Origin of the sequence: Xylanimonas allomyrinae (assembly GCF_004135345.1) — a bacterium.
Taxonomy (GTDB): domain Bacteria; phylum Actinomycetota; class Actinomycetes; order Actinomycetales; family Cellulomonadaceae; genus Xylanimonas; species Xylanimonas allomyrinae.
On record NZ_CP035495.1, the window covers coordinates 1,135,583 to 1,155,911 of the forward strand.

The 20,329-nt window shown below is 72.5% G+C and carries 22 protein-coding genes; 2 read left to right on the forward strand and 20 right to left on the reverse strand.

The window, feature by feature from the left end; translation table 11 throughout:
- Window positions 1-20: 20 nt before the first annotated feature.
- From ET495_RS05140 to ET495_RS05230, 20 genes are all read right to left on the reverse strand, one after another.
- Window positions 21-614, reverse strand: a complete 594-nt coding sequence (locus tag ET495_RS05140; protein WP_129203170.1) for an adenine phosphoribosyltransferase — start codon at window positions 612-614, stop codon at window positions 21-23.
- The gene (gene secF, locus ET495_RS05145; RefSeq protein ID WP_129203172.1) at window positions 611-1,693 is read right to left on the reverse strand and encodes a protein translocase subunit SecF; all 1,083 of its coding nucleotides are present in this window, start codon (window positions 1,691-1,693) and stop codon (window positions 611-613) included. The genes ET495_RS05140 and secF overlap by 4 nt, the downstream gene beginning before the upstream one ends.
- 1 nt (window position 1,694) lies before the next feature.
- A complete protein-coding gene (secD, locus tag ET495_RS05150) occupies window positions 1,695-3,632 on the reverse strand; it encodes a protein translocase subunit SecD (RefSeq protein ID WP_129205893.1) in 1,938 nt (645 codons plus the stop codon).
- Between the two features lie 148 nt (window positions 3,633-3,780).
- Complete coding sequence (gene yajC / locus ET495_RS05155; RefSeq protein WP_245993323.1) at window positions 3,781-4,161, reverse strand: preprotein translocase subunit YajC; 381 nt, start codon at window positions 4,159-4,161, stop codon at window positions 3,781-3,783.
- A 75-nt stretch (window positions 4,162-4,236) separates the two neighbouring features.
- On the reverse strand, window positions 4,237-5,364 hold the full coding sequence (gene ruvB, locus ET495_RS05160) for a Holliday junction branch migration DNA helicase RuvB (RefSeq protein WP_129203176.1): 1,128 nt from the start codon (window positions 5,362-5,364) through the stop codon (window positions 4,237-4,239).
- Window positions 5,357-5,980 carry a Holliday junction branch migration protein RuvA gene (ruvA, locus tag ET495_RS05165; RefSeq protein ID WP_129203178.1) on the reverse strand — a complete coding sequence of 208 codons (624 nt, stop codon included), beginning with the start codon at window positions 5,978-5,980 and terminating at the stop codon, window positions 5,357-5,359. Before ruvA ends, ruvB begins: the two co-directional genes overlap by 8 nt.
- Before the next feature lie 163 nt (window positions 5,981-6,143).
- Window positions 6,144-6,731, reverse strand: a complete 588-nt coding sequence (gene ruvC, locus ET495_RS05170) for a crossover junction endodeoxyribonuclease RuvC (protein ID WP_129203180.1) — start codon at window positions 6,729-6,731, stop codon at window positions 6,144-6,146.
- Between the two features lie 59 nt (window positions 6,732-6,790).
- Window positions 6,791-7,549 (reverse strand): YebC/PmpR family DNA-binding transcriptional regulator, encoded by a 759-nt coding sequence (locus ET495_RS05175; protein ID WP_129203182.1) that lies wholly within the window; start codon window positions 7,547-7,549, stop codon window positions 6,791-6,793.
- A 25-nt stretch (window positions 7,550-7,574) separates the two neighbouring features.
- Window positions 7,575-8,216: a pyridoxal 5'-phosphate synthase glutaminase subunit PdxT gene (pdxT, locus tag ET495_RS05180; RefSeq protein WP_129203184.1), complete on the reverse strand. Its 642-nt coding sequence runs from the start codon at window positions 8,214-8,216 to the stop codon at window positions 7,575-7,577.
- A 36-nt stretch (window positions 8,217-8,252) separates the two neighbouring features.
- Entirely contained in the window at window positions 8,253-8,813 is a 561-nt protein-coding gene (locus ET495_RS05185; protein ID WP_129203186.1) for an NUDIX hydrolase, read from the reverse strand.
- Between the two features lie 9 nt (window positions 8,814-8,822).
- Window positions 8,823-9,671 (reverse strand): pyridoxal 5'-phosphate synthase lyase subunit PdxS, encoded by an 849-nt coding sequence (gene pdxS / locus ET495_RS05190; RefSeq protein WP_245993408.1) that lies wholly within the window; start codon window positions 9,669-9,671, stop codon window positions 8,823-8,825.
- 84 nt (window positions 9,672-9,755) lie between these two features.
- Window positions 9,756-10,352 (reverse strand): hypothetical protein, encoded by a 597-nt coding sequence (locus ET495_RS05195; RefSeq protein ID WP_129203188.1) that lies wholly within the window; start codon window positions 10,350-10,352, stop codon window positions 9,756-9,758.
- Window positions 10,349-11,035 (reverse strand): glycosyltransferase family 4 protein, encoded by a 687-nt coding sequence (locus tag ET495_RS19355; protein WP_342770151.1) that lies wholly within the window; start codon window positions 11,033-11,035, stop codon window positions 10,349-10,351. The genes ET495_RS05195 and ET495_RS19355 overlap by 4 nt, the downstream gene beginning before the upstream one ends.
- Window positions 10,924-11,553 carry a glycosyltransferase family 4 protein gene (locus ET495_RS19360; protein ID WP_342770152.1) on the reverse strand — a complete coding sequence of 210 codons (630 nt, stop codon included), beginning with the start codon at window positions 11,551-11,553 and terminating at the stop codon, window positions 10,924-10,926. Before ET495_RS19360 ends, ET495_RS19355 begins: the two co-directional genes overlap by 112 nt.
- A complete protein-coding gene (locus ET495_RS05205; protein WP_129203190.1) occupies window positions 11,550-12,566 on the reverse strand; it encodes a phosphatidylinositol mannoside acyltransferase in 1,017 nt (338 codons plus the stop codon). The genes ET495_RS19360 and ET495_RS05205 overlap by 4 nt, the downstream gene beginning before the upstream one ends.
- A complete protein-coding gene (gene pgsA / locus ET495_RS05210) occupies window positions 12,559-13,191 on the reverse strand; it encodes a phosphatidylinositol phosphate synthase (protein ID WP_129203192.1) in 633 nt (210 codons plus the stop codon). The genes ET495_RS05205 and pgsA overlap by 8 nt, the downstream gene beginning before the upstream one ends.
- A complete protein-coding gene (locus ET495_RS05215) occupies window positions 13,191-13,790 on the reverse strand; it encodes an HIT family protein (RefSeq protein ID WP_129203194.1) in 600 nt (199 codons plus the stop codon). Before ET495_RS05215 ends, pgsA begins: the two co-directional genes overlap by 1 nt.
- The gene (thrS, locus tag ET495_RS05220) at window positions 13,787-15,793 is read right to left on the reverse strand and encodes a threonine--tRNA ligase (RefSeq protein WP_129203196.1); all 2,007 of its coding nucleotides are present in this window, start codon (window positions 15,791-15,793) and stop codon (window positions 13,787-13,789) included. The genes ET495_RS05215 and thrS overlap by 4 nt, the downstream gene beginning before the upstream one ends.
- Window positions 15,794-15,988: 195 nt before the next feature.
- Window positions 15,989-16,255: a YtxH domain-containing protein gene (locus ET495_RS05225; protein WP_129203198.1), complete on the reverse strand. Its 267-nt coding sequence runs from the start codon at window positions 16,253-16,255 to the stop codon at window positions 15,989-15,991.
- A gap of 1 nt (window position 16,256) precedes the next feature.
- Window positions 16,257-16,448, reverse strand: coding sequence for a hypothetical protein (locus tag ET495_RS05230; protein ID WP_129203200.1), 192 nt, complete (start codon window positions 16,446-16,448; stop codon window positions 16,257-16,259).
- A gap of 302 nt (window positions 16,449-16,750) precedes the next feature.
- Here ET495_RS05230 and ET495_RS05235 point away from each other — a divergent pair, with 302 nt between their 5' ends.
- Together ET495_RS05235 and ET495_RS05240 are read left to right on the forward strand one after the other, a co-directional pair.
- Window positions 16,751-17,200 carry an aromatic ring-opening dioxygenase LigA gene (locus ET495_RS05235; RefSeq protein ID WP_129203202.1) on the forward strand — a complete coding sequence of 150 codons (450 nt, stop codon included), beginning with the start codon at window positions 16,751-16,753 and terminating at the stop codon, window positions 17,198-17,200.
- A gap of 382 nt (window positions 17,201-17,582) precedes the next feature.
- Complete coding sequence (locus ET495_RS05240; RefSeq protein ID WP_129203204.1) at window positions 17,583-20,306, forward strand: cation-translocating P-type ATPase; 2,724 nt, start codon at window positions 17,583-17,585, stop codon at window positions 20,304-20,306.
- Window positions 20,307-20,329 lie beyond the last annotated feature (23 nt).

Sequence of the window (20,329 nt, forward strand, 5' to 3'; positions counted from 1 at the left end):
CGCCGGTGAGAGGCGCCAGTCTACGACGTGGGCCGACCCCCCACGCGCAGCAGCGTCTCGACCGCCGTGCCCGCCAGCCGCGCACGGCCCCCGAGCCCGTCGAGCTCCATGAGGAACGCCGCCGCGACCACGTGGCCGCCGCACCGCTCCACCAGCTCGACCGCCGCAGCCGCCGTCCCGCCCGTCGCGAGCACGTCGTCCACCACCAGAACACGCGCACCCGCCCGTATCGTTCCCGACCGCAGCTCCAGGGCCGCCGAGCCGTACTCGAGGTCGTAGGAGACGCGATCGACCGGCGGCGGCAGCTTGCCCGCCTTGCGCAGCGGGACGAACCCGACACCCAGGCGCATCGCGAGCGGCGCCCCGAGCAGGAAGCCTCGCGCCTCCATGCCAGCGACGACGTCGACCCCGTGCCCGTCGTCCCCTTCGCACAGGCGGGCGAACGCCTCCACGACGTCAGCCAGCGCGGGCCCGTCGGCCAGCAGGGGCGTGATGTCGCGGAAGACGATCGGCTCGTGCGGGTAGCCCGGGACGTCGCGGATCAGCGACCGGATCTCCGTCGCCCTCTGCGGCCCCAGGCCGCGGAGGGCGACGAGCGAGATGTCGTCCGTCATCGACGCTTGCGCCGCGGCTGCGCCGCCTGGCCCAGGTGCTGGCCCGGGGCGAGCTGGAGGACGCCTGCCTCGACGGGCACGTCGCCCCCGGCGGCGGCCCCGGCACGGGCCGCGAGAACCTTCGCCGTGTGCGCCTTGATCTTCGGCTCACGCTCGCGCAACGCCACGTCGAGCGGCGTCGCCAGGAACAGCGAGGAGGCGGCGCCGACCGCGATGCCGACGAACAGCGACAGCGACAGGTCGCGCAGCGTGCCTGCGCCCAGCAGCAGCGCCCCGACGAACAGGATGCCGCCCACGGGCAGCAGCGCCACGACAGAGGTGTTGATCGAGCGGACCAGCGTCTGGTTGACGGCGAGGTTCGCGCGCTCGGCGTAGGTCGTGCGGGTCTGGTCGAGCACGCCGTCGGCGTTCTCGCGGACCTTGTCGAACACGACCATCTTGTCGTAGAGCGAGAAGCCCAGGATCGTCAGGAACCCGATGATCGTCGACGGCGTGACCTCCCAGCCGACCAGCGCGTACACGCCGGCGGAGATGAGCAGGTCGGCGAGCATCGAGACGATCGCGGCCAGGGACATGCGCCAGGCGCGGAAGTAGATCGCCATGAACGCGGCCGCCGCGAGGACGAAGACGACGACGCCCCACAGGGCGCGGGTCGAGACGCCCTGCCCCCACGTCGGACCCACCGACGACACCGTGACGTCGGTCGCCGGGTCGATGCCGTACGCCTCCGCGAGACGCGCCGAGATGTCGGCGACCTGCTCGGGCTCGAGCTTCTGCGTCTGGATCCGCAGCGCGCTGCTGCCCACCGACGCGACACGCGGCTCGTCACCCGGCACCACGGCCTGCACAGCCGCGATCGCCGGGCCCTGGTCGGTGCTGGTGGTGTTCTCGACGGAGATCTCCGTGCCGCCGCGGAAGTCGATGCCCAGCGACAGGCCCTTGAACCCGAGGATCGCGATCGAGGCGATCGCGAGCGCCGCGGCGACGGCGAACCACCGCTTGCGCTTGGCGACGATCGCGTAGGAACGGTGGCCCGTGTAGAGGTCGTTGCCCCAGGCGGCAAAGCTGAAACCGGCCATGTCAGCGGCCCCCCTCGTTCTCGTCGATGCCCTCGGCCGCACCGGCCGCGGCCCTGCGCTCGGCGGCACGCCGCTCCGCGATGGTCAGCCGGCGACCCGACTCGTCCGTCGCGGGCGCCGGAAGCGCCGACGACGACCTGACCGTGGACAGCGCAGGCTCCTCGCGGGGCACTGCTCCCTCGGCCTCGGCGTTCACCTCCGCCGCCGCGGCCTCGGACACCGTCGCCGGCATCGCGACGCGGCCCGCGCCGGCGTACCGCGGCCTGGCGGCCGAGATCGTCAGGCGCTCCCGGTTCAGGCCCGAGGCGATGTGCCCCTCGCGGAAGAACCGCAGCTTGGTCAGCAGCTCCATGACGGGGTGGGTGAACCAGACGACCACCATGACGTCGATGATCGTCGTCAGACCGAGCGTGAACGCGAAGCCCTGGACGCCGCCGACGGCGAGGTAGTAGAGGATGACGGCCGAGATGAGGTTGACGGCCTTGGCCGCGTAGATCGTGCGGCGCGCACGCTCCCAGCCTCGCTGCACCGCGAAGTGCAGGGTGCGCCCGTTGCGCAGCTCGTCGCGGATACGTTCGAAGTACACGATGAACGAGTCGGCGGTGAAGCCGATCGCCACGATCATGCCGGCGACGCCGGGCAGCGATAGGCGGTAGCCCATCCCCCAGCTCAGCAGAGCGATCGTCACGTACGTCATCGCGCCCGCGACGACGAGCGAGGCGACCGTGAGCAGGCCCAGCGTGCGGTACTGGAACAGCGAGTAGACGACGACGAGCAGCAGGCCGATGAGGCCGGCGATGAGGCCCTTCTCCAGCTGCTCGGAACCGAGCGTCGCCGAGATCTCCTGCTGGCTCTGCACGTCGAACTGCAACGGCAGGGCTCCGAAGCTCAGCTGGTTGGCCAGCGTCGCCGCGGTCTCGCTCGTGAACGAGCCCGAGATCTGCGCCCGGCCGTCCGTGATCGGCTCGTTGATGCCGGGAGCCGACACCACCAGGCCGTCCAGCACGATCGCGAACTGGTTCTGCGGGTTGCCGTCGCCGAAGGCGAACAGTCGCTGCGAGGTGGCCGCGAACTGCTTCGCGCCCTCGGAGTCGAGCTCGAGCGACACGCCCCAGATGTTGCTCGTGGTGTTGTTGGGGCCGGGCAGCAGGCCCGACGTCGCGCGCTTGATGTGCGTGCCCTCGACCTCGACGGGCCCGAGGACGTACTTGAGCATGCCGTCCTGCGAGCACGCCACCAGCGGCGTGGCCGGGTCGTCGCCGCCGCCCCCGCGCAGGTTCTCCGGGTCCGAGCAGTCGAGCTGGTCGAACTGCTCCTGGATCTCCGGCGTGATCTGCGCCAGGTCGCTCGGGTTGGACGCCGTCGCAGGCGTGTCGTCGGTCGCGGCCGCGTCGGTCGGCGAGTCGGTCGGCGAGTCCGTCGGCGATGCCTCGGCTCCGGCGTCCGTCGCCGGGTCGGTCGCGGCGTCCGTGGGCGCGGGAGAGGCGGCCGCGTCGTCCGCGCCTGCACCGGCAGCGGCGTCGTCGGCCGCCGGCGTGGACTCGTCCGTCGGCGAGGGGGTCTCGGTGGGCGTCGGGACGCCGTAGCTGTAGGTCAGCACCGGCCGGAAACGCATCTGGGCGGCCTGGCTCACCAGGTCGATCGTCGCCTGCGACGGCTTGCCCGGGATGCCGACGACGATGTTGCGCCCGCCCTGGCTCGTGATCTCCGCCTCGGAGACTCCGTTGGCGTCGATGCGCTGGCGGATGACGTTGATCGCCTCGGTGACGGTCGCGTCGGTCACCTGCGATCCGTCGGTCGTCGTCGGCGTCAGGATGATCTGCGTGCCGCCCTCGAGGTCGAGGGCCAGGCCTGGCGTGAGGCTCGCGCCGTCCGGGTTGTCGGTGCTGCGGCCGTCGACGATCGTGCCGGCCACGAGGCCGGCGAACGGCAGGAGCATCGTCAGGATGGCGAAGATGACGAGCGTACGTACCGGCCGCGAGCGCCGCGTGCTGGAGTTGGCCAACTTCTGTCTTCTCTCGTGTGCGCGCCGCCGGGGTGGTCGGCGCGGGTGACGCCGGCCGGGAGGGACCCGGCCGGCGCTCGCGTCACTTGCCTTCGTCGTCCTTGCGCTGCTGCTCGCGGTACTCGCGCTGGGCGGTGTCGAGACCGGAGATGTCGTCAGGCACGTCGATGGCGTCTGCGGGCGCGATCGTACTCGCCTCGGCCGCCTCGATCGTGTCGGCTGCGTCGTTAGGCGAACTGTCGACGCGTTTTGCGATGGCGGCGCGCAGCCAGATCGAGCGCGAACCGGCGGAGTCGAGGGTGATCCGGTCGTTCGCCTCGTCGATCTCGACGATGGTGCCGAACAGCCCCGACGCGGTCATGACCTCCTGGCCGGCGGCGAGCTCGTTGCGGAACTCCTGCTGGGCCTTCTGCTGCTTGCGCTGGCGTGACGACATGAAGAACATCAGGCCGAGCAGCGCCACGATGAGGATGAGGAACGTAGGGTCCACGAGGCTTCCTTGCGGTAGGGGGTCCCGCCGGGTGACGGCGAGGCCGAATCAGTCTATTCGGTCGCCCAACGGCCCGGCGCCCGCCGGGGTTCCCGCATCGTCGCCCGAGTCTTCGAAGAGCGTGCCCGCTGTCGCCCCGAGCGCGCCCGCCGGGACGGCCAGCCCGAGGTGCTCCCAGGCGAGCGGCGTGGCGACGCGACCGCGCGGCGTGCGGGCCACGAACCCTTCGCGGACCAGGTAGGGCTCGGCGACCGTCTCGACGGTGTCGGCCTCCTCGCCCACCGTCATCGCGAGCGTGGACAGGCCGACCGGGCCGCCGCCGAAGCGACGGCACAGCGCGTCGAGCACGGCCCTGTCGAGCCGGTCGAGGCCCACCGGGTCGACCTCGAAGACCTCGAGCGCCGCGTGCGCGGCGGCCAGGTCGAGCCTGCCGCTGCCGCGCACCTGCGCCCAGTCGCGCACGCGCCGCAGCAGGCGGTTGGCGATGCGGGGCGTGCCGCGCGAGCGGCCGGCGATCTCGTGTGCCGCCGCGTGCTCCAGGTCGACGCCGAGCAGCCCGGCCGAGCGGACGATGACGCGTTCCAGGTCTGCCGCGTCGTAGAAGTCCAGGTGCCCGGTGAAGCCGAACCTGTCGCGCAGCGGAGCGGGCAGCAGCCCCGAGCGTGTGGTCGCACCCACGACGGTGAACGGCGGCAGCGCGAGCGGGATCGCGCTCGCCCCCGCCCCCTTGCCGACGACGACGTCGACGCGGAAGTCCTCCATCGCGACGTACAGCAGCTCCTCGGCCGGGCGGGCGAGGCGGTGGATCTCGTCGATGAAGAGCACCTCGCCCTCCTCGAGCGAGGACAGCACGGCCGCGAGGTCGCCGGCGTGCTGGATCGCCGGGCCGCTCGTCACGCGCAGGGACGTGCCCAGCTCGCCCGCGATGATCATCGCCAGCGTCGTCTTGCCGAGGCCGGGCGGTCCGGAGAGCAGCACGTGGTCGGGTGGGGCGCCGCGCGCGATCGCGGCTTGCAGCACGAGCGAGAGCTGGTCGCGCACGACCGGCTGGCCGACGAACTCCGCGAGCCGCTTGGGGCGCAGCGCCGCCTCGGCGGCCCGCTCGACGTCGTCGGCCGACGCCGTGACGATCCGCTCGCTGGTGAACTGGGGCTCCTCGTAGCGGCCGTCAACCACGGCGGCCGCCCAGGGAGCGCAGCGTCGCGCGCAGGGTCGCGGCGACGTCGGGCTCGGCCACCGTCTCGGCGCCGGAGTCCTTCAGGGCGCGGGCGACGGCGTCCTCGGCGACCTTGCTGGGGTAGCCCAGACCGACCAGGGCCTCGACGACCTTGCCCCGCTGGTCGCCGGCAGCGGCGGGCGAGCCTGCCGTGGCGCCGTTCCCGGCCCCCGTGGGTGCGCCGAGCTTGCCGCCGAGCTCCAGCAGGATGCGCTGGGCGACCTTCGGCCCGATGCCCGGCACGCGTGTGAGCGCCTTGACGTCCTGGGTGTGCATCGCGGCGCGCACGGCGTCGGGCGTGTGGACCGCGAGGATCGCCAGCGCGATGCGCGGGCCGACGCCCGAGACGGACTGCGCGGTCTCGAACACGTCGCGCTCGTCGTCGTCGGCGAACGCGTACAGGGTCATGGACTCCTCGCGCACCACCATCGTCGTGTAGAGCATGGATGCCTCGCCGATCCGCAGCCGCGCGAGCGTGCCCGGCGTCGCATGAACGAGGTACCCGACCCCTTGGACGTTGATCACGGCCCGGTCGAGCGACACGCGCTCCACGATCCCGGTCAGCGACGCGATCACCGGCACTCCTCCTTGTCGAACACCCGTACGAGGCCCCAACCTACCAATCCTGCGCCGCCTCCCGTCGACGACACCCCCAGGACGGCACCCGGACGCGCGCGACGATGCGCACGCCGCGCGCGAACCGCGCCACCCGCCGACGGGGAGCCTCCCCGGGGCGGGGCTATCTCGGGGCGGGCCGAGCGGCGGGGCGGGGCGCGTGCCGGGCCGCGTGCTCGGCGGCGGCCCACGCACGCTGGGCCGGGGTGAGCTCGTGGCGGTCGCCGCCCTGGAGTGCGCCGGCGGGGCGCCACAGGTGGGTGATCGCGAGCGCGAGCGCGTCCGCGGCGTCGGCCGGGCGTGGCGGGTCGGCAAGACCCAGGAGCGTCTGCACCATGCGCTGCACCTGCGCCTTGCCGGCGCGACCCGAGCCGGTGACGGCGGCCTTGACCTCCGACGGCGTGTGCAGCGCCACCGGGACCCCGCGGCGCGCGGCCGCGACCATCGCCAGCCCCGCCACCTGGGCGGTGCCCATGACGGTGCCGACGTTGTGCTGGGCGAAGACCCGTTCGACGGCGACCACGTCGGGCACGTGCTCGTCGAGCCAGTCGTCGAGCTCGCGTGCGAGCGTCAGCAGCCGCAGGTCGACGCTCGCGGCCGGGTCGGAGCGGATGACGCCGACGGCGACGAGCCGCGCCCGCCGCCCGGGCAGGGAGTCGACCACGCCGACGCCGCACCGGGTCAGGCCAGGGTCGACTCCGAGGACGCGCACGCTGTCACCCTACGGAACGCGGCGCCGGACGCGGGCAGCCACGCCCCAGGGCGCGGCGATCAGTCGTCCTCGAGCTCCGCGAGCACCTCGTCGGACGCGTCGAAGTTGGCGTAGACGTTCTGCACGTCGTCGGAGTCCTCGAGCGCGTCGATGAGGCGCAGGATCTTGCGCGCACCCTCGGCGTCGACCTCGACCTGCATCGACGGGTGGAAGATGACGTCGGCGCTGTCGTAGTCGATGCCGGCGTCCTGGATCGCGGTGCGCACGGCGACCAGGTCGGTCGCCTCGCACAGCACCTCGACGGTGTCGCCCTCGTCCGTGACCTCCTCGGCGCCGGCCTCGAGCGCGGCGAGCATGACCTCGTCCTCGCCCACGCCGTCCGACTTGGGGACCACGACCAGGCCCTTGCGCGAGAACAGGTAGGACACCGAGCCCGGGTCGGCGAGGTTGCCGCCGTTGCGGGAGAACGCCAGGCGCACCTCGGAGGCGGCACGGTTCTTGTTGTCCGTGAGGCACTCGACCAGCACGGCGATGCCGTTGGTGCCGTAGCCCTCGTACATGATCGTCTGGTAGTCGACGGCGTCGGCGCCCTCGCCCGAGCCGCGCTTGACGGCGCGGTCGATGTTGTCGTTGGGGACCGACGACTTCTTGGCCTTCTGGATGGCGTCGAACAGCGTCGGGTTGCCCGCGGGGTCTCCGCCGCCGACGCGGGCCGCGACCTCGATGTTCTTGATGAGCTTCGCGAAGAGCTTGCCGCGCTTGGCGTCGATCGCGGCCTTCTTGTGCTTCGTCGTGGCCCACTTGGAGTGACCGGACATGGACTACCTGTCTCCTTCGCGATTCTTAGCCGGCGGCGACCATGCGGACGAACAGCGCGTGAACGCGCGCGTCCCCGGTGATCTCCGGGTGGAACGAGGTCGCCAGCAGCCGCCCTTGACGTGCAGCGACGATCTTACCGGCGCCCACCCGCACGGGGCTGCCGTCCGTCGCGCGTGCGGGGATACGCGCCAGAACCTCGACACCGGGGCCCGCCTGCTCGATCCACGGCGCCCGGATGAACACCGTGCGCACCGGTGCGCCGCCGGGCTGGTCGGAGATGCCGGCGACGTCGAGGTCGGCCTCGAACGAGTCGACCTGCCGGCCGAACGCGTTGCGACGCACCACCACGTCCATGCCGCCGAGGGTCCGCTGCCCCTCGATGCCCGCCTCGATGTGGTCGGCCAGCAGGATCATCCCCGCGCAGCTGCCGTAGACGGGCAGCCCGCCCGCGACGAGGGTCCGCAGCGGCTCGTCGAGCTCGAAGATGCGCAACAGCTTGTCGATCGTCGTCGACTCGCCGCCCGGCAGGACGAGGCCGTCGACCGCCGCGAGCTCACTGCGGCGGCGGACGGGGACCGCACGGGCGCCCGCCCGCTCGAGCGCGCCGGCGTGCTCGCGCACGTCGCCCTGCAGCGCGAGGACGCCGATGGTGGGGGTGGAAGTCACGCCCGGCAGTCTAGGGCGCACGGCACGCCCCCGTGCTCAGTCGTCGTGCTCCTCACCGAGGTGCAGCACCGTGCCGTCCCAGCCGGACGCCAGCCTCTCGACGACGTCGGGCAGCGCCGTCGGGAACACCTCGAGCGGCTGCTCGCGCAGCTCGACGGGCGACAGCCACGCCAGCCCCTCGAGCACCTCGCGTTCGACGTCGGTCCAGCCGGAGGCGTCGGGCTCGATGCCCGCCGGCACCCGGGCGAGGAAGAAGACCTCGTCCTGACGGCACGTCTCGGCGAAGAAGTGGAAGTAGCCCGAGCGCGTCATCACCGGCCCGGTGAGATCGGCCGGGTCGAGCGCGATGCCGGCCTCCTCGCGCAGCTCGCGCAGCGCAGCCTCGACCTCGCTCTCGCCGTCGTCGATGCCTCCGCCGACCGTGAACCACCACGCACGCTCGGGCTGGTCGGCGTCGTGCCCGCGCACGAGCAGCGCGCGGCCCGCGTCGTCGAGCACGACGACGCGGGCCGCGCGGCGGTACCGCAGGCCGTCCTCGCCGCGCACCCAGTCGGGGCCGAGCGAGGAGGCGGTGGTGGCCTCGACGGGCTCACCCACCGGGACGACTCACCAACCGCGCTCGGCGAGCCGCACCGGGGCGGGCTCGGCCTCGACGTTGATGCCGACCATGGCCTCGCCCAGCCCGCGCGAGACCTTCGCGATGACGGACGGGTCGTCGAAGAACGTCGTCGCCTGGACGATCGCCTTGGCCCGCGCGACCGGGTCGCCCGACTTGAAGATGCCCGAGCCGACGAACACGCCCTCGGCGCCGAGCTGCATCATCATCGCCGCGTCGGCCGGGGTGGCGATGCCGCCCGCGGTGAACAGCACGACGGGCAGCTTGCCGGTGCGCGCGACCTCGGCGACGAGCTCGTAGGGCGCCTGCAGCTCCTTCGCGGCGACGAACAGCTCGTCCTGGGGCAGCGACTGCAGGCGGCGGATCTCCTGGCGGATCTGTCGCATGTGGGTCGTCGCGTTCGAGACGTCGCCCGTGCCCGCCTCGCCCTTCGAGCGGATCATGGCGGCGCCCTCGGTGATGCGGCGCAGCGCCTCGCCGAGGTTGGTGGCCCCGCACACGAACGGCACCGTGAACTGCCACTTGTCGATGTGGTTGGTGTAGTCGGCCGGCGTCAGCACCTCGGACTCGTCGACGTAGTCGACGCCCAGCGCCTGGAGCACCTGCGCCTCGACGAAGTGCCCGATGCGGGCCTTGGCCATGACGGGGATCGAGACGGCTCCGATGATGCCCTCGATCATGTCGGGGTCGCTCATGCGCGCGACGCCGCCCTGGGCCCGGATGTCGGCGGGCACGCGTTCGAGGGCCATGACGGCTACCGCACCGGCGTCCTCGGCGATCTTGGCCTGCTCCGGGGTGACGACGTCCATGATGACGCCGCCCTTGAGCATCTCCGCCATGCCGCGCTTGACGCGCGCCGTGCCGACCTCGCCCGCCGCGCCCGACGGGGTGTTCACACTCTGGTTGTTCTCCACGCGGTCATCCTACGGCTGGGCCGGTGCGTCGAGCCCCGCCGGGAGCAGGTCGTCGAGCTCGACGGTCTGCGGCACGGGCGCCCGGCCGGCCAGGTGCAGCGCCCGGATGTACCAGTGCCGGCGCGCGCGCTGCGCCTGGGCGACCGCCTCGTTGTGGAACCGTCGCGCGAGCTGCGCGCGGTACCAGCCGGCGCCGAGGTTGGCCACGAGCGCGTCCCCCGCAGGCGTCGAACGCAGGTCCTCGAGCGTCCCGGCGTCGTCGAGGGCCGAGCGCAGCGTCGCCGACAGGGCGCTCTCCGCGCGCTCGCGCGCCGCGCCGAGGCCGTCCATCGCGAGCGCCTGCCCGGGTTCGGTCACCGGCCCCGCGTCGTCGACGACGGCGTAGGCGGCGTCGGCCACCAGCACCGCCGAGGCCGGGTCGAGCAGCCCGCACGTCGCCAGGTCGGCGGCGGCACTGGCCCTGCGCACGAGCTGGGCGTCCAGGGCGATGCGCGAGGCGGCGACCTTGCGGTGCAGGCGGTCCAGGCGCGAGGCCCAGATCCACGCGAGCCACAGCAGCACCCCGAACGTCACCAGCACGACGAGGGTGATCTCGGACCAGCTCATCGGTCGCCTCCTTCACCGAGCAGCCGCAGCGCGCGCGACGCCCGCCACGCGGCGTCGGGGCGCACCGGGATCGCCTCGCCCGCGGCCACGGCCATCTCGTAGACCGCCTCGACCTGGTTGGTCACGCTCGCCCAGTCGAAGTGGCGCACCCAGGTGGTCGCGTGGGCCCGCCGTGCGGCGGTCGCGGCCGGGTCCTCGAGCGCGTCGCAGACGACGCGTGCGAGGTCGGCCGGGTCCTCCGAGCGGAACACCGCGCCCGCGGCACCGTCGTCGAGCACCCGGCGGAACGCGCCGAGGTCGCTCGCGACGACGCCCGCACCGGCGCTCATGGCCTCGACCAGCACGATGCCGAAGCTCTCGCCGCCGGTCTGCGGGGCGATGTACAGGTCGACGGACGCGAGCAGGGCGGCCTTGTCCTCGTCGCTGATGCCACCGAGGAACGTCACGGCCGCGGCGTGCTCCCCGAGCGCCGCGAGGGCGTCGTCGCGCCCGGCGTCGCCGCGACCAGCGATGAGGAACCGCGCGCCCGGGTGCCGGGCGAGCACCTGCGGGATCGCGGCGGCCAGCACCATCAGGCCCTTGCGCGGCTCGTCGAGCCGGCCCAGGAACGCGATGGTCGGCGCCTGCGGCGTGCCCTGCCACGCCGGGTTGGGCTCTGCCGCGGCGAACGTGTCGACGTACACCCCGTTGGGGATGACGACCGCGTCGCCCCCACGTGGTCGATGAGCATGCGCCGCGCGTCCTCCGAGACGGCGATGCGCGCGGCGATCTTCTCCAGGCTCTGGCGCAGCAGCGGGTAGGCCACCTGGAGGGCGCGCGAACGCACCTGCGCGGTGTGGAACGTGGCGACGACGGGCCCCTCGGCGATCCACAGCGCGAGCATGGACAGGCTCGGCGTCATGGGCTCGTGCAGGTGCAGCACGTCGAACCGGCCCGCGTCGACCCAGCGCCGCACGCGGGCCGCGGCGCGCGGGCCGAACGTCAGCCGCGCGACCGACCCGTTGTAGCGCACCGCCACGGCCTTGCCCGCGGGCACGACGACGTCGGGCACGGGCGTGTCGTCGTCGGCCGGTGCCAGCACGGAGACCTCGTGGCCGCGCGACTGGAGCGCCTGGGCGAGGTCGCGCACGTGGAACTGGACGCCACCGGGGGCGTCGAAGGAGTAGGGGCAGACGATGCCCACACGCAGCGGCCGGGTCATTCCTGCACTCCCGCCGCGTGCTGTGACGGGGTTGCGGACGCCGGCTCGCCCGAGGCGGCGCGCGTGCGGGCGTACCGCGCGGGATCGAGGTCGTCGACGAAGACCCTCTGGAGCATGTGCCAGTCCTGCGTGCTCTCGCGCAGCGTGCGGGCCAGCGTGTCGACCCAGCCCTGCGTCATGGCGGCGACCTGCGTCCGGCGCCGCACGTGGCCGGGCAGCGAGGGGTCGACGTCGGGCACCGGGACGGGCGGGTGGAACGTGATCACGATGCCCCACGGCGTGCCCGCGGCCCGGCGCCGGGCGCCGTGCAGCCGTTCGTAGGTGATGCTCGTCGGGAGGAGGTCGACGCCGCCCGCGAGCGCCAGCGTCGCGGGGCCGGCGGCGACGCGCGCGCGGTGCCCGGCGAGGTCGACCTCGACGCCCGTGGCGGTCAGGTCGCGGTCGGCGAGCAGGGGCACGAGCCGGCCGCCCGCGGCGACGCCGCGCACGAGCCGGCGGAACACGTCGGCGTCGCCCAGGCCCAGCACCTCGATGCCGATCGAGCGGCGGAAGCCGACGAACTCTTCGTACAACGCCTCGGGCTGGAGCTTCTCGGCGACGGTCAGCACGGGGGCGAGGTGCGGGGTGGCCCACGCGCCCGCGAGGTCCCAGTTGCCCAGGTGTCCGAGGGCGAGCGAGGCGGCGGCGCCGTCCTCGGCGACCGCGCGCACGTTCTGCGCTCCCTGGACCCGCACGCGCGCCGCGATCTGCTCGGGGGTGGCTCCCTGGAGCGTGAACGCCTCACGGAAGTAGCGCATGTAGGAGCGCATGCCGGCGCGGGCCAGACGGCGCAGCGCCCGCGCGTCGAGCTCGGGGCGAACGCGCGCGTAGTTGGCTTCCAGGCGTCGCACGCCGGCACCGCGCCGCAACCACGCGACGTCGGCCACGAGCGTGAACGCCGCGCGCAGGACGGGTTCGGGGACGCGTGGCGCGTGACGCCACGCGAACGTGTACGCGCGGGCGACGTCAACCACGGGCGGCCTTCCGGCCCGGTGCGAGCTGGCGGTGGACCGCTGCGACGCGCTGCGCGACGGTCACCAGGCTCGCCAGGGCGAGCAGCGTGAGCACGACGACGAGCACGACGACGGGCAGCCCGAGCGGCACGAACCCGGTCGGGACCAGGGCGATGACGAGGCGGTCGGAGCGTTCGGCGATGCCGACGTGCGCGTCGGCGCCGACGGACTCGGCGCGGGCGCGCGCGTACGGCACGACGCCGCCGAGCACCAGGCACGCGAGCGCCGCGGCCGCGCCCCACCGCTGGTGGGCGACGTCGGGGTGCAGCACGAACCACAGGGTGATGCCGGCGAACACGGCCCCGTCGGAGATGCGGTCGAGCGTCGAGTCGAGGAACGCGCCCCACGGACCGGACCGCCCCGACAGGCGGGCCAGCACGCCGTCGAGCGAGTCGAACAGGGCGAACACCCCGATGAGCAGCGCCCCCAGGAACAGGTGCCCGGTGGGCAGCAGGCCCAGGGCGAGCCCGGTGACGACGACGGTGCCGGCGATCGTCACGGCGTCGGGGCTCACCCCCAGCCGCATGAGGCCCTTGGCCATCGGCGTGAACAACGCCTGCATGGTCGAGCGAAGGCGGGAGAACATCAGGAAGGCTCCTCGTCGGGGTCTTCGGCAGGGGCGGGCCACGCGGCGGCGAGCCGGGCGCGGGTGTCGGCGAGCAGCTCGGGCACGGCCTTGGTGCGGGCCACCACCGGCAGGAAGTTGGCGTCGCCCTGCCAGCGCGGGACGACGTGCTGGTGCAGGTGCGCGGCGATGCCGGCGCCGGCGACCTCGCCCTGGTTCATGCCCAGGTTGAACCCCGCCGGGTGGTAGACGGCCGTCAGGACGCGGATCGCCGTCTGCGTCATCGTCGCGACCTCGACGGTCTCGGCGGGCGTCAGGTCGACGTAGGAGGCGACGTGACGGTAGGGCACCACCATGAGGTGGCCCGGGTTGTAGGGGTACAGGTTGAGGATCGCGAGGCAGGTCGCCCCGCGTGCGACGACGAGCCGGCGCTCGTCGTCCTCGGGCGCGACCCCGCAGAACGGGCACGACGACGCGGTGGCGTCCTTCGGCTTGTCCTGTCCCCCGACGTAGACCAGGCGGTGCGGGGTCCACAGCCGCTGCAGGTCGTCGAGCGGCGGGGGGAACGCCGCGGCCGGCTCGACCGTGGCGCCCCCCTGCGCGTCGTCCGTCACGCTCACACCTGTGCCCTGTCGCGCACCGCGGCGACGATGCGCTCGATCGCCTCGGCGACCGGCACGCCGTTGTCCTGGCGGCCGTCGCGGTAGCGGAAGCTGACCGCGCCCGCCTCGGCGTCCTCGCCGCCGGCGATGAGCACGAAGGGCACCTTCTCCTTGGCGGCGTTGCGGATCTTCTTGCCGAACCGGTCGTCGGACAGGTCGATCTCGGCCCGGACGCCCAGCGCCGTGAGCTGGGCGACGACGTCCTTGAGGTAGTCGTCGAACGCCTCGGCGACGGGCACGGCGAGCACCTGCACGGGGGCGAGCCACGCGGGGAAGAGCCCCGCGTAGTGCTCGATGAGCACGCCCATGAACCGTTCGATCGAGCCGAACTTGGCCGAGTGGATCATGACGGGCTGCTGCTTGGACCCGTCGGGTGCCGTGTACTCCAGGCCGAAGCGGGCCGGCTGGTTGAAGTCGTACTGCACGGTGCCCATCTGCCAGGTGCGGCCGATCGCGTCCTTGGCCTGGACGGAGATCTTGGGGCCGTAGAACGCGGCGCCGCCCGGGTCGGCGACCAGGTCGAGGCCGGACTCGACCGCGACCTGCTCCAGGACGGCGGTCGCCTTGGCCCAGTCCTCGTCGGAACCGACGAACTTGTCCTTCTTCTTGTCGTCGCGGGTCGACAGCTCGAGGTAGAAGTCGTCGAGGCCGAAGTCCTTGAGCACGCTCAGCATGAAGCCCAGCAGGTGCTTGACCTCGTCGGGCGCCTGCTCGGGCGTGACGTAGGAGTGCGAGTCGTCCTGGGTCAGGCCGCGCACACGGGTCAGACCCTGCACCACGCCCGACTTCTCGTAGCGGTAGACGGTGCCGAACTCGAACAGCCGGATGGGCAGCTCGCGGTAGGAGCGGCCGCGGCTGGAGAAGATCAGGTTGTGCATCGGGCAGTTCATCGCCTTGAGGCGGTAGTGCCCGTGGTCTCCGACGTCCTCCAGGTCGAGCGCCGGGAACATGGTGTCCCCGTAGTAGGGCAGGTGCCCCGAGGTGTAGAAGAGCTCTTCCTTGGTGATGTGCGGGGTGCCGACGTAGGAGAAGCCCTCTTCGATGTGGCGCTGGCGGACGTAGTCCTCCATGACCCGCTTGATGACGCCGCCCTTGGGGTGGAACAGGGGCAGGCCGGAGCCGACCTCGTCGTGGAACGAGAACAGGTCCATCTCGGTGCCGATGCGGCGGTGGTCGCGCCGCTCGGCCTCGGCCAGGCGCTCGAGGTGGGCCTTGAGCTCGTCCTTGGACGGCCACGCGGTGCCGTAGACGCGCTGCAACGACGCGTTCTTCTGGTCGCCGCGCCAGTACGCCGCGGCCGAGCGCATGAGCTGCACGCCCTGCCCGATGAGCTTGGTGCTCGGCAGGTGCGGGCCGCGGCACAGGTCCTTCCACACCACGGTCTCGCTCTCGCGGCCGGCGCCGCGCACGTTGTCGTAGATCGTCAGCTCCGCGCCCCCGACCTCCACGTTCTCGCCGTTGTCGTCGCCCGCGCTCCCCTTGAGGCCGATGAGCTCGAGCTTGTAGGGCTCGTTCGCGAGCTCGGCGCGCGCCTCGGCCTCGGTGACGACGCGGCGGCGGAACGTCTGGCCCTCGCGGATGATGCGCGACATCGCCTTGTCGAGCGCCTTGAGGTCCTCGGGGGTGAACGGCGTCGCGACGTCGAAGTCGTAGTAGAAGCCGTCGCGCACCGGCGGGCCGATGCCGAGCCTGGCGTCGGGGTTGACCTGCTGCACGGCCTGGGCGAGCACGTGGGCCGCGGAGTGGCGCAGCACGTTCAGGCCGTCGGGCTCGTGGACGGTGACGGGCTCGACGGTGGCGCCCGCGGGCAGCTCCCGGTCGAGGTCCCACAGCTCGCCGTCGACGCGCACGACGACGACGTCCTTGCGGTCGGCGAAGAGCTCGGCACCCGTCGTCGGCGTCGTCTCGACCTGCTGCGGGGCTCGGGTTTCGGCGGTCGGTGACTGCGCGGCGTCGGACACGTGCTGCTCCTTCGGTTCACCGGGCGACGGACGAAGGCCGCCCGCGTGGGTGGTGGATCCCTGCGTGCGGGCGCGGTACGGCCCGGGACGCGTCAAGGGGCGCCGCCCTCGGGCGGCGCCCCTCGATCGTACCGACGCGACCGGGCTGCGCCGACGCCATCCGGCGCGGTGCGGCGGTGTGGCGCCGTGCGCGGGTCAGGCCCCGGCGGGCGGACCGCCGCGGTCGTTGAGCTGCTGGGCCTTGTCGGCGAGCGCGTCGATCTTGGCGTCGACGGCGTCGGGGGCGACGCTCTTGAGCTTCTCGGCGGCTCGCTCGATGTTCTCGTCGCTGGCCAGGTCCTTGGCCTTGTCGGCCACGTCCTCCGCGACGTCCTGCACCTTGTCGGCCACGTCCTCGGCGACGTCCTTCACCTTGTCGACCGCGTTCTCCGCGGCGTCCTTCATCCGGTCGAGAAAGCTCACGTCACTCGCCCCCGAAGTCCTTGGCCTTCTGCGCGACCTGGTCGACGATGCCGTCGACGGCGTCGGGTGCGATGTCCTTGATCTTGTCCGCGACCTTGTCGACGTTCTCGTCCGTCAGGAACGACTTGGCCTTGTCGAGGTTCTCCTCGGAGGCGAGGTCCTTCGCCTTGTCGAGGAAGTCATCCAGCCCCATGGCTGCTCCTTCTGTCTCGGGGCGCCCGTGACCGCGCCGCCTGTGAGTCACTGCCGATCGCCGGCCGTGCGGCGAACGTACCTCTCGCCCTTCGCCGCCGCGAGGGCAAGCACGACCCCCCGAACGACACCCGCTGAATCCCGGCCCCCGACGTCCGGGCGATGTCGCTGTGAGGCACGTCATGTGGCGCGGACTTGCTGTGGTCTGACCACACAGTTAACGTTTCATCTATCAGGTCGGACCACACCGGCCCGACCGCCACGAGCGCCGCCACGAGCGGCTCGTCACGAGGGGACACCACCATGAGCACCACCCACAAGCCCGTGCGCATCCTCGGCATCGTCGGCCTCGTCGCCGGCCTGGCCATGATCGTCATCGGAGGCGCCACCTGGGGCGTCGTCTCCGCCCAGCTCGACGACCAGCGCATCACCGTCGCTGCGGACGCCTCGTTCATGGCCGGCACCGCCGTCAACAACCCGCTCTCGGCGTTCGCACAGGCACAGGTCATCGACAAGCACACGCTCGACATCACCGGAGGCAAGACGTTCGCCGAGCTCGACCGCGAGGACCCGCTGCGCGCCACGGCGCAGCAGGGCGCGTTCCTGCGCGCGTCGCTGTTCACCTCGGTCATCGCCTACGGCGTCGCCGCCCTCGTCATGGGCCTCGGCGTCCTCGTCGCCGGCAACGGCTACGCCCTGACCCGCATCGCCGCCGGGGCGAAGGTCGCCCAGCCCACGCCGGTCACCGTCTGACCGCCGCCGCACCGAGCGCCTCGTCCCCCAGCGGGACGGGGCGCTCGCGCGTTCGCGCGACACGACCAGCGCACACCGCTCGCACCGCTCGCACCGCGCACACCGCGCACACCGCGCACACCGCTCGCGCCGCGCACACCGAGCGACTGCCGCGCATGCCCTTCACGTGGGCCGCGCTCGAACCCGTCGTGGCGCGGGCGCGGCCCGACGCCGCGGCCGGCACGGGGACGAGCGGCCGAGCAGGCAGATCGGTGCATCGTTGCTGGTCGAACGATCGCATCGCGCCCCGTCGTGCATGTGGTCCGGCCTCGCACATGCCCTTGCCCCCGGTCGACGGCAGGATGGGCGCGGGGAACACGTCGGATCAACGGGAGGGATGCGCATGGCCGCTCCATGGGCCCAGACGGCAAACGATGTCCTCGATGGACTCGACGCACGTCTGGAAGGACTGACCACGACGGAGGCCGAGGCTCGCCTGGCGAGCACGGGGCCCAACCGCCTTCCTCTACAACCACGCGACCCGTGGTGGAAGAAGCTCGCCGGACATCTCAACGACGTCCTGATCTTCCTGCTGCTCATCGCGGCACTCATCAAGGCCGCGATCGCGATCTACACGGGCGACGCGTCCAACTGGATCGACGTGTCCGTCATCGCGGCGGTCGCGATCATCAACGTCGCCATCGGCATGATCCAGGAGGGCCGCGCCGAGAAGGCGCTCGACGCCATCAAGGGCATGCTCTCCTCGCGCGCCCACGTGATGCGTGACGGCACGGTCAGCGACGTCGACGCCGAGACGCTCGTCCCGGGCGACGTCATCAAGGTGCGTCCCGGCGACCGCGTCCCGGCCGACGCACGCCTGCTGGACGCCTCCAACCTCCAGGTCGAGGAGGCGGCGCTGACCGGCGAGTCCGTCGCGTCGGTCAAGACGGTCGACGTCGTCGCCGAGAAGGCGAACGTCGGCGACCGCACCTCGATGCTGTTCTCCTCGACGCTCGTGGTCGCCGGGACCGGTACCGCCGTCGTCACCTCGACCGGCTCGACCACGGAGATCGGCCGCATCCAGACCATGATCTCCGAGGCCGACGAGATGGACACGCCGCTGGCCAAGACCATGGCCGTGTTCGGCAAGCGCCTCGCCGTCCTCATCCTCGGCATGGCGGCCGTCATGGTCGTCATCGGCCTCGTGCGCGACATCTCCGGGCCCGACCTCGTCTCGGCGACCATCGGCTTCGCCGTCGCCGCCATCCCCGAGGGCCTGCCCGCGCTCGTCACCATCACCCTCGCGCTGGGCGTGCAGGCCATGGCCCGCCGCAACGCCATCAGCCGCAAGATGGCGTCGGTCGAGACGCTCGGCTCGGTCTCGACCATCTGCTCGGACAAGACCGGCACGCTCACGCAGAACGAGATGACCGTGCGCCACGTCTCGACGCGCAGCGGCCAGTACGACGTCGAGGGCACCGGGTACGCGCCCGTCGGCCGTGTCGTCACCCAGGACGGCGCCCAGGCGGCGACCGCCGACCTCACCGCGGTGGCCGAGGTGATGGCGCTGTGCAACGACGCCCACCTCGAGCAGGACGGCGAGCGGTGGAAGCTCATCGGGGAACCGACCGAGGGCGCCGTGCTCGTCCTCGGGCGCAAGGCCGGCGTCACCGGCGACGGCTGGGAGCGCGTCGCCGAGCTGCCGTTCGACTCCGCGACCAAGTACATGGCGACGCTGGCGCAGGACCCCGCCGGGGCGCGGCACGTGCTGGTCAAGGGCGCGCTCGACTCGGTGCGCGCCCGCTGCACCACGCAGCTCGGCCCCGACGGGACCCCCGAACCCTTCGACGCCGGCTTCTGGGACGCCGAGATGGCGGCCCTGGCCGGCCAGGGCCTGCGCGTGCTCGCCGCCGCACGCCAGGAGGTGCCCGACACGCTGGGCGAGCTGCCCGAGGACGGCCCGCGCGGGCTGACGATGGTCGGCATCACCGGCATCGTCGACCCGCCGCGCCCCGAGGCCATCGCGGCCATCGCCGAGGCCCGCGAGGCAGGCATCGCGGTCGCGATGATCACCGGCGACCACGCCGACACCGCCAAGGCCATCGCCCTGGAGATGGGCATCATCGACTCCCCCGACGCACCCACGCTCACCGGGGCCGAGCTCCAGGCGATGTCCGACATGGACCTCGCCGAGGTTGTGCAGTCCGTCCACGTCTACGCACGCACCAGCCCCGAGCACAAGATCCGCATCGTGCGCGCGCTGCAGAAGCACGGCGAGGTCGTCGCGATGACCGGTGACGGCGTCAACGACGCCCCCGCGCTCACGCAGGCCGACGTCGGCGTGGCCATGGGCATCAAGGGCACCGAGGCGACCAAGGAGGCCGCCGACATCGTGCTGGCGGACGACAACTTCGCCACCATCGAGCGCGCGGTGGCCGAGGGCCGGCGCATCTACGACAACATCCGCAAGGCCGTGCTGTTCATGCTGCCCACCAACGGTGCGCAGTCGCTCGGCCTGCTGTTCGCGGTGCTGCTTGGGTGGACGGTCATGCCGCTGCTGCCCGTGCAGGTGCTGTGGATCAACATGGTGACCTCCGTGACGCTCGCGCTGCCGCTGGCCACCGAGCCGGCCGAGCCGGGCGTCATGCGGCGGCCCCCGCGCAACCCGAAGACGCCGCTCATCACGCCCGACTTCCTGCGGCGCATCCTGTTCGTGTCCGTGCTCATCGGCGGCGCCTCGCTGCTGGTCTTCGCGGCCGAGTTCTACGGGTTCTTCGGGATCGGCGGGCACCGCAACGGCACGCTCGCGCAGTCGGCCGGCCTGACCATGCTCGCGCTCGGGCAGGTCGCGTACCTGTTCAACTGCCGGTTCATGCACCGCTCGTCGCTGACGGTCGACGTGCTCAAGGGCAACAAGGCCGTGCTGTGGGCGGTGGCCGCGCTCGTGGCGCTGCACGTGTTCTTCCTCTACACCCCGTTCATGCAGACGCTCTTCCGCGTCACCGGGATCGGGATGCGTGAGTGGCTCATCTGCATCGGCCTCGCCGTCGTCATCTTCCTGGTGATGGAGCTCGTCAAGGCGATCGACCGCAGGCTGCACCCGGAGACGGCGCAGCAGCGGTCCTGAGCACACCGGTGCGGCGTCGGCCT

What these genes read in the sequence shown, in the direction of transcription:
- ET495_RS05140 (WP_129203170.1), bottom strand. Translation starts at nt 614, where the DNA reads ATGACGGACGACATCTCGCTCGTCGCCCTCCGCGGCCTGGGGCCGCAG.
- secF (WP_129203172.1), bottom strand. Translation starts at nt 1,693, where the DNA reads ATGGCCGGTTTCAGCTTTGCCGCCTGGGGCAACGACCTCTACACGGGC.
- secD (WP_129205893.1), bottom strand. Translation starts at nt 3,632, where the DNA reads ATGCTCCTGCCGTTCGCCGGCCTCGTGGCCGGCACGATCGTCGACGGC.
- ET495_RS05175 (WP_129203182.1), bottom strand. Translation starts at nt 7,549, where the DNA reads ATGTCCGGTCACTCCAAGTGGGCCACGACGAAGCACAAGAAGGCCGCG.
- pdxS (WP_245993408.1), bottom strand. Translation starts at nt 9,671, where the DNA reads ATGGCGGAGATGCTCAAGGGCGGCGTCATCATGGACGTCGTCACCCCG.
- ET495_RS05195 (WP_129203188.1), bottom strand. Translation starts at nt 10,352, where the DNA reads ATGAGCTGGTCCGAGATCACCCTCGTCGTGCTGGTGACGTTCGGGGTG.
- ET495_RS19360 (WP_342770152.1), bottom strand. Translation starts at nt 11,553, where the DNA reads ATGACCCGGCCGCTGCGTGTGGGCATCGTCTGCCCCTACTCCTTCGAC.
- pgsA (WP_129203192.1), bottom strand. Translation starts at nt 13,191, where the DNA reads ATGTTCTCCCGCCTTCGCTCGACCATGCAGGCGTTGTTCACGCCGATG.
- ET495_RS05230 (WP_129203200.1), bottom strand. Translation starts at nt 16,448, where the DNA reads ATGGGGCTGGATGACTTCCTCGACAAGGCGAAGGACCTCGCCTCCGAG.
- ET495_RS05235 (WP_129203202.1), top strand. Translation starts at nt 16,751, where the DNA reads ATGAGCACCACCCACAAGCCCGTGCGCATCCTCGGCATCGTCGGCCTC.
- ET495_RS05240 (WP_129203204.1), top strand. Translation starts at nt 17,583, where the DNA reads ATGGCCGCTCCATGGGCCCAGACGGCAAACGATGTCCTCGATGGACTC.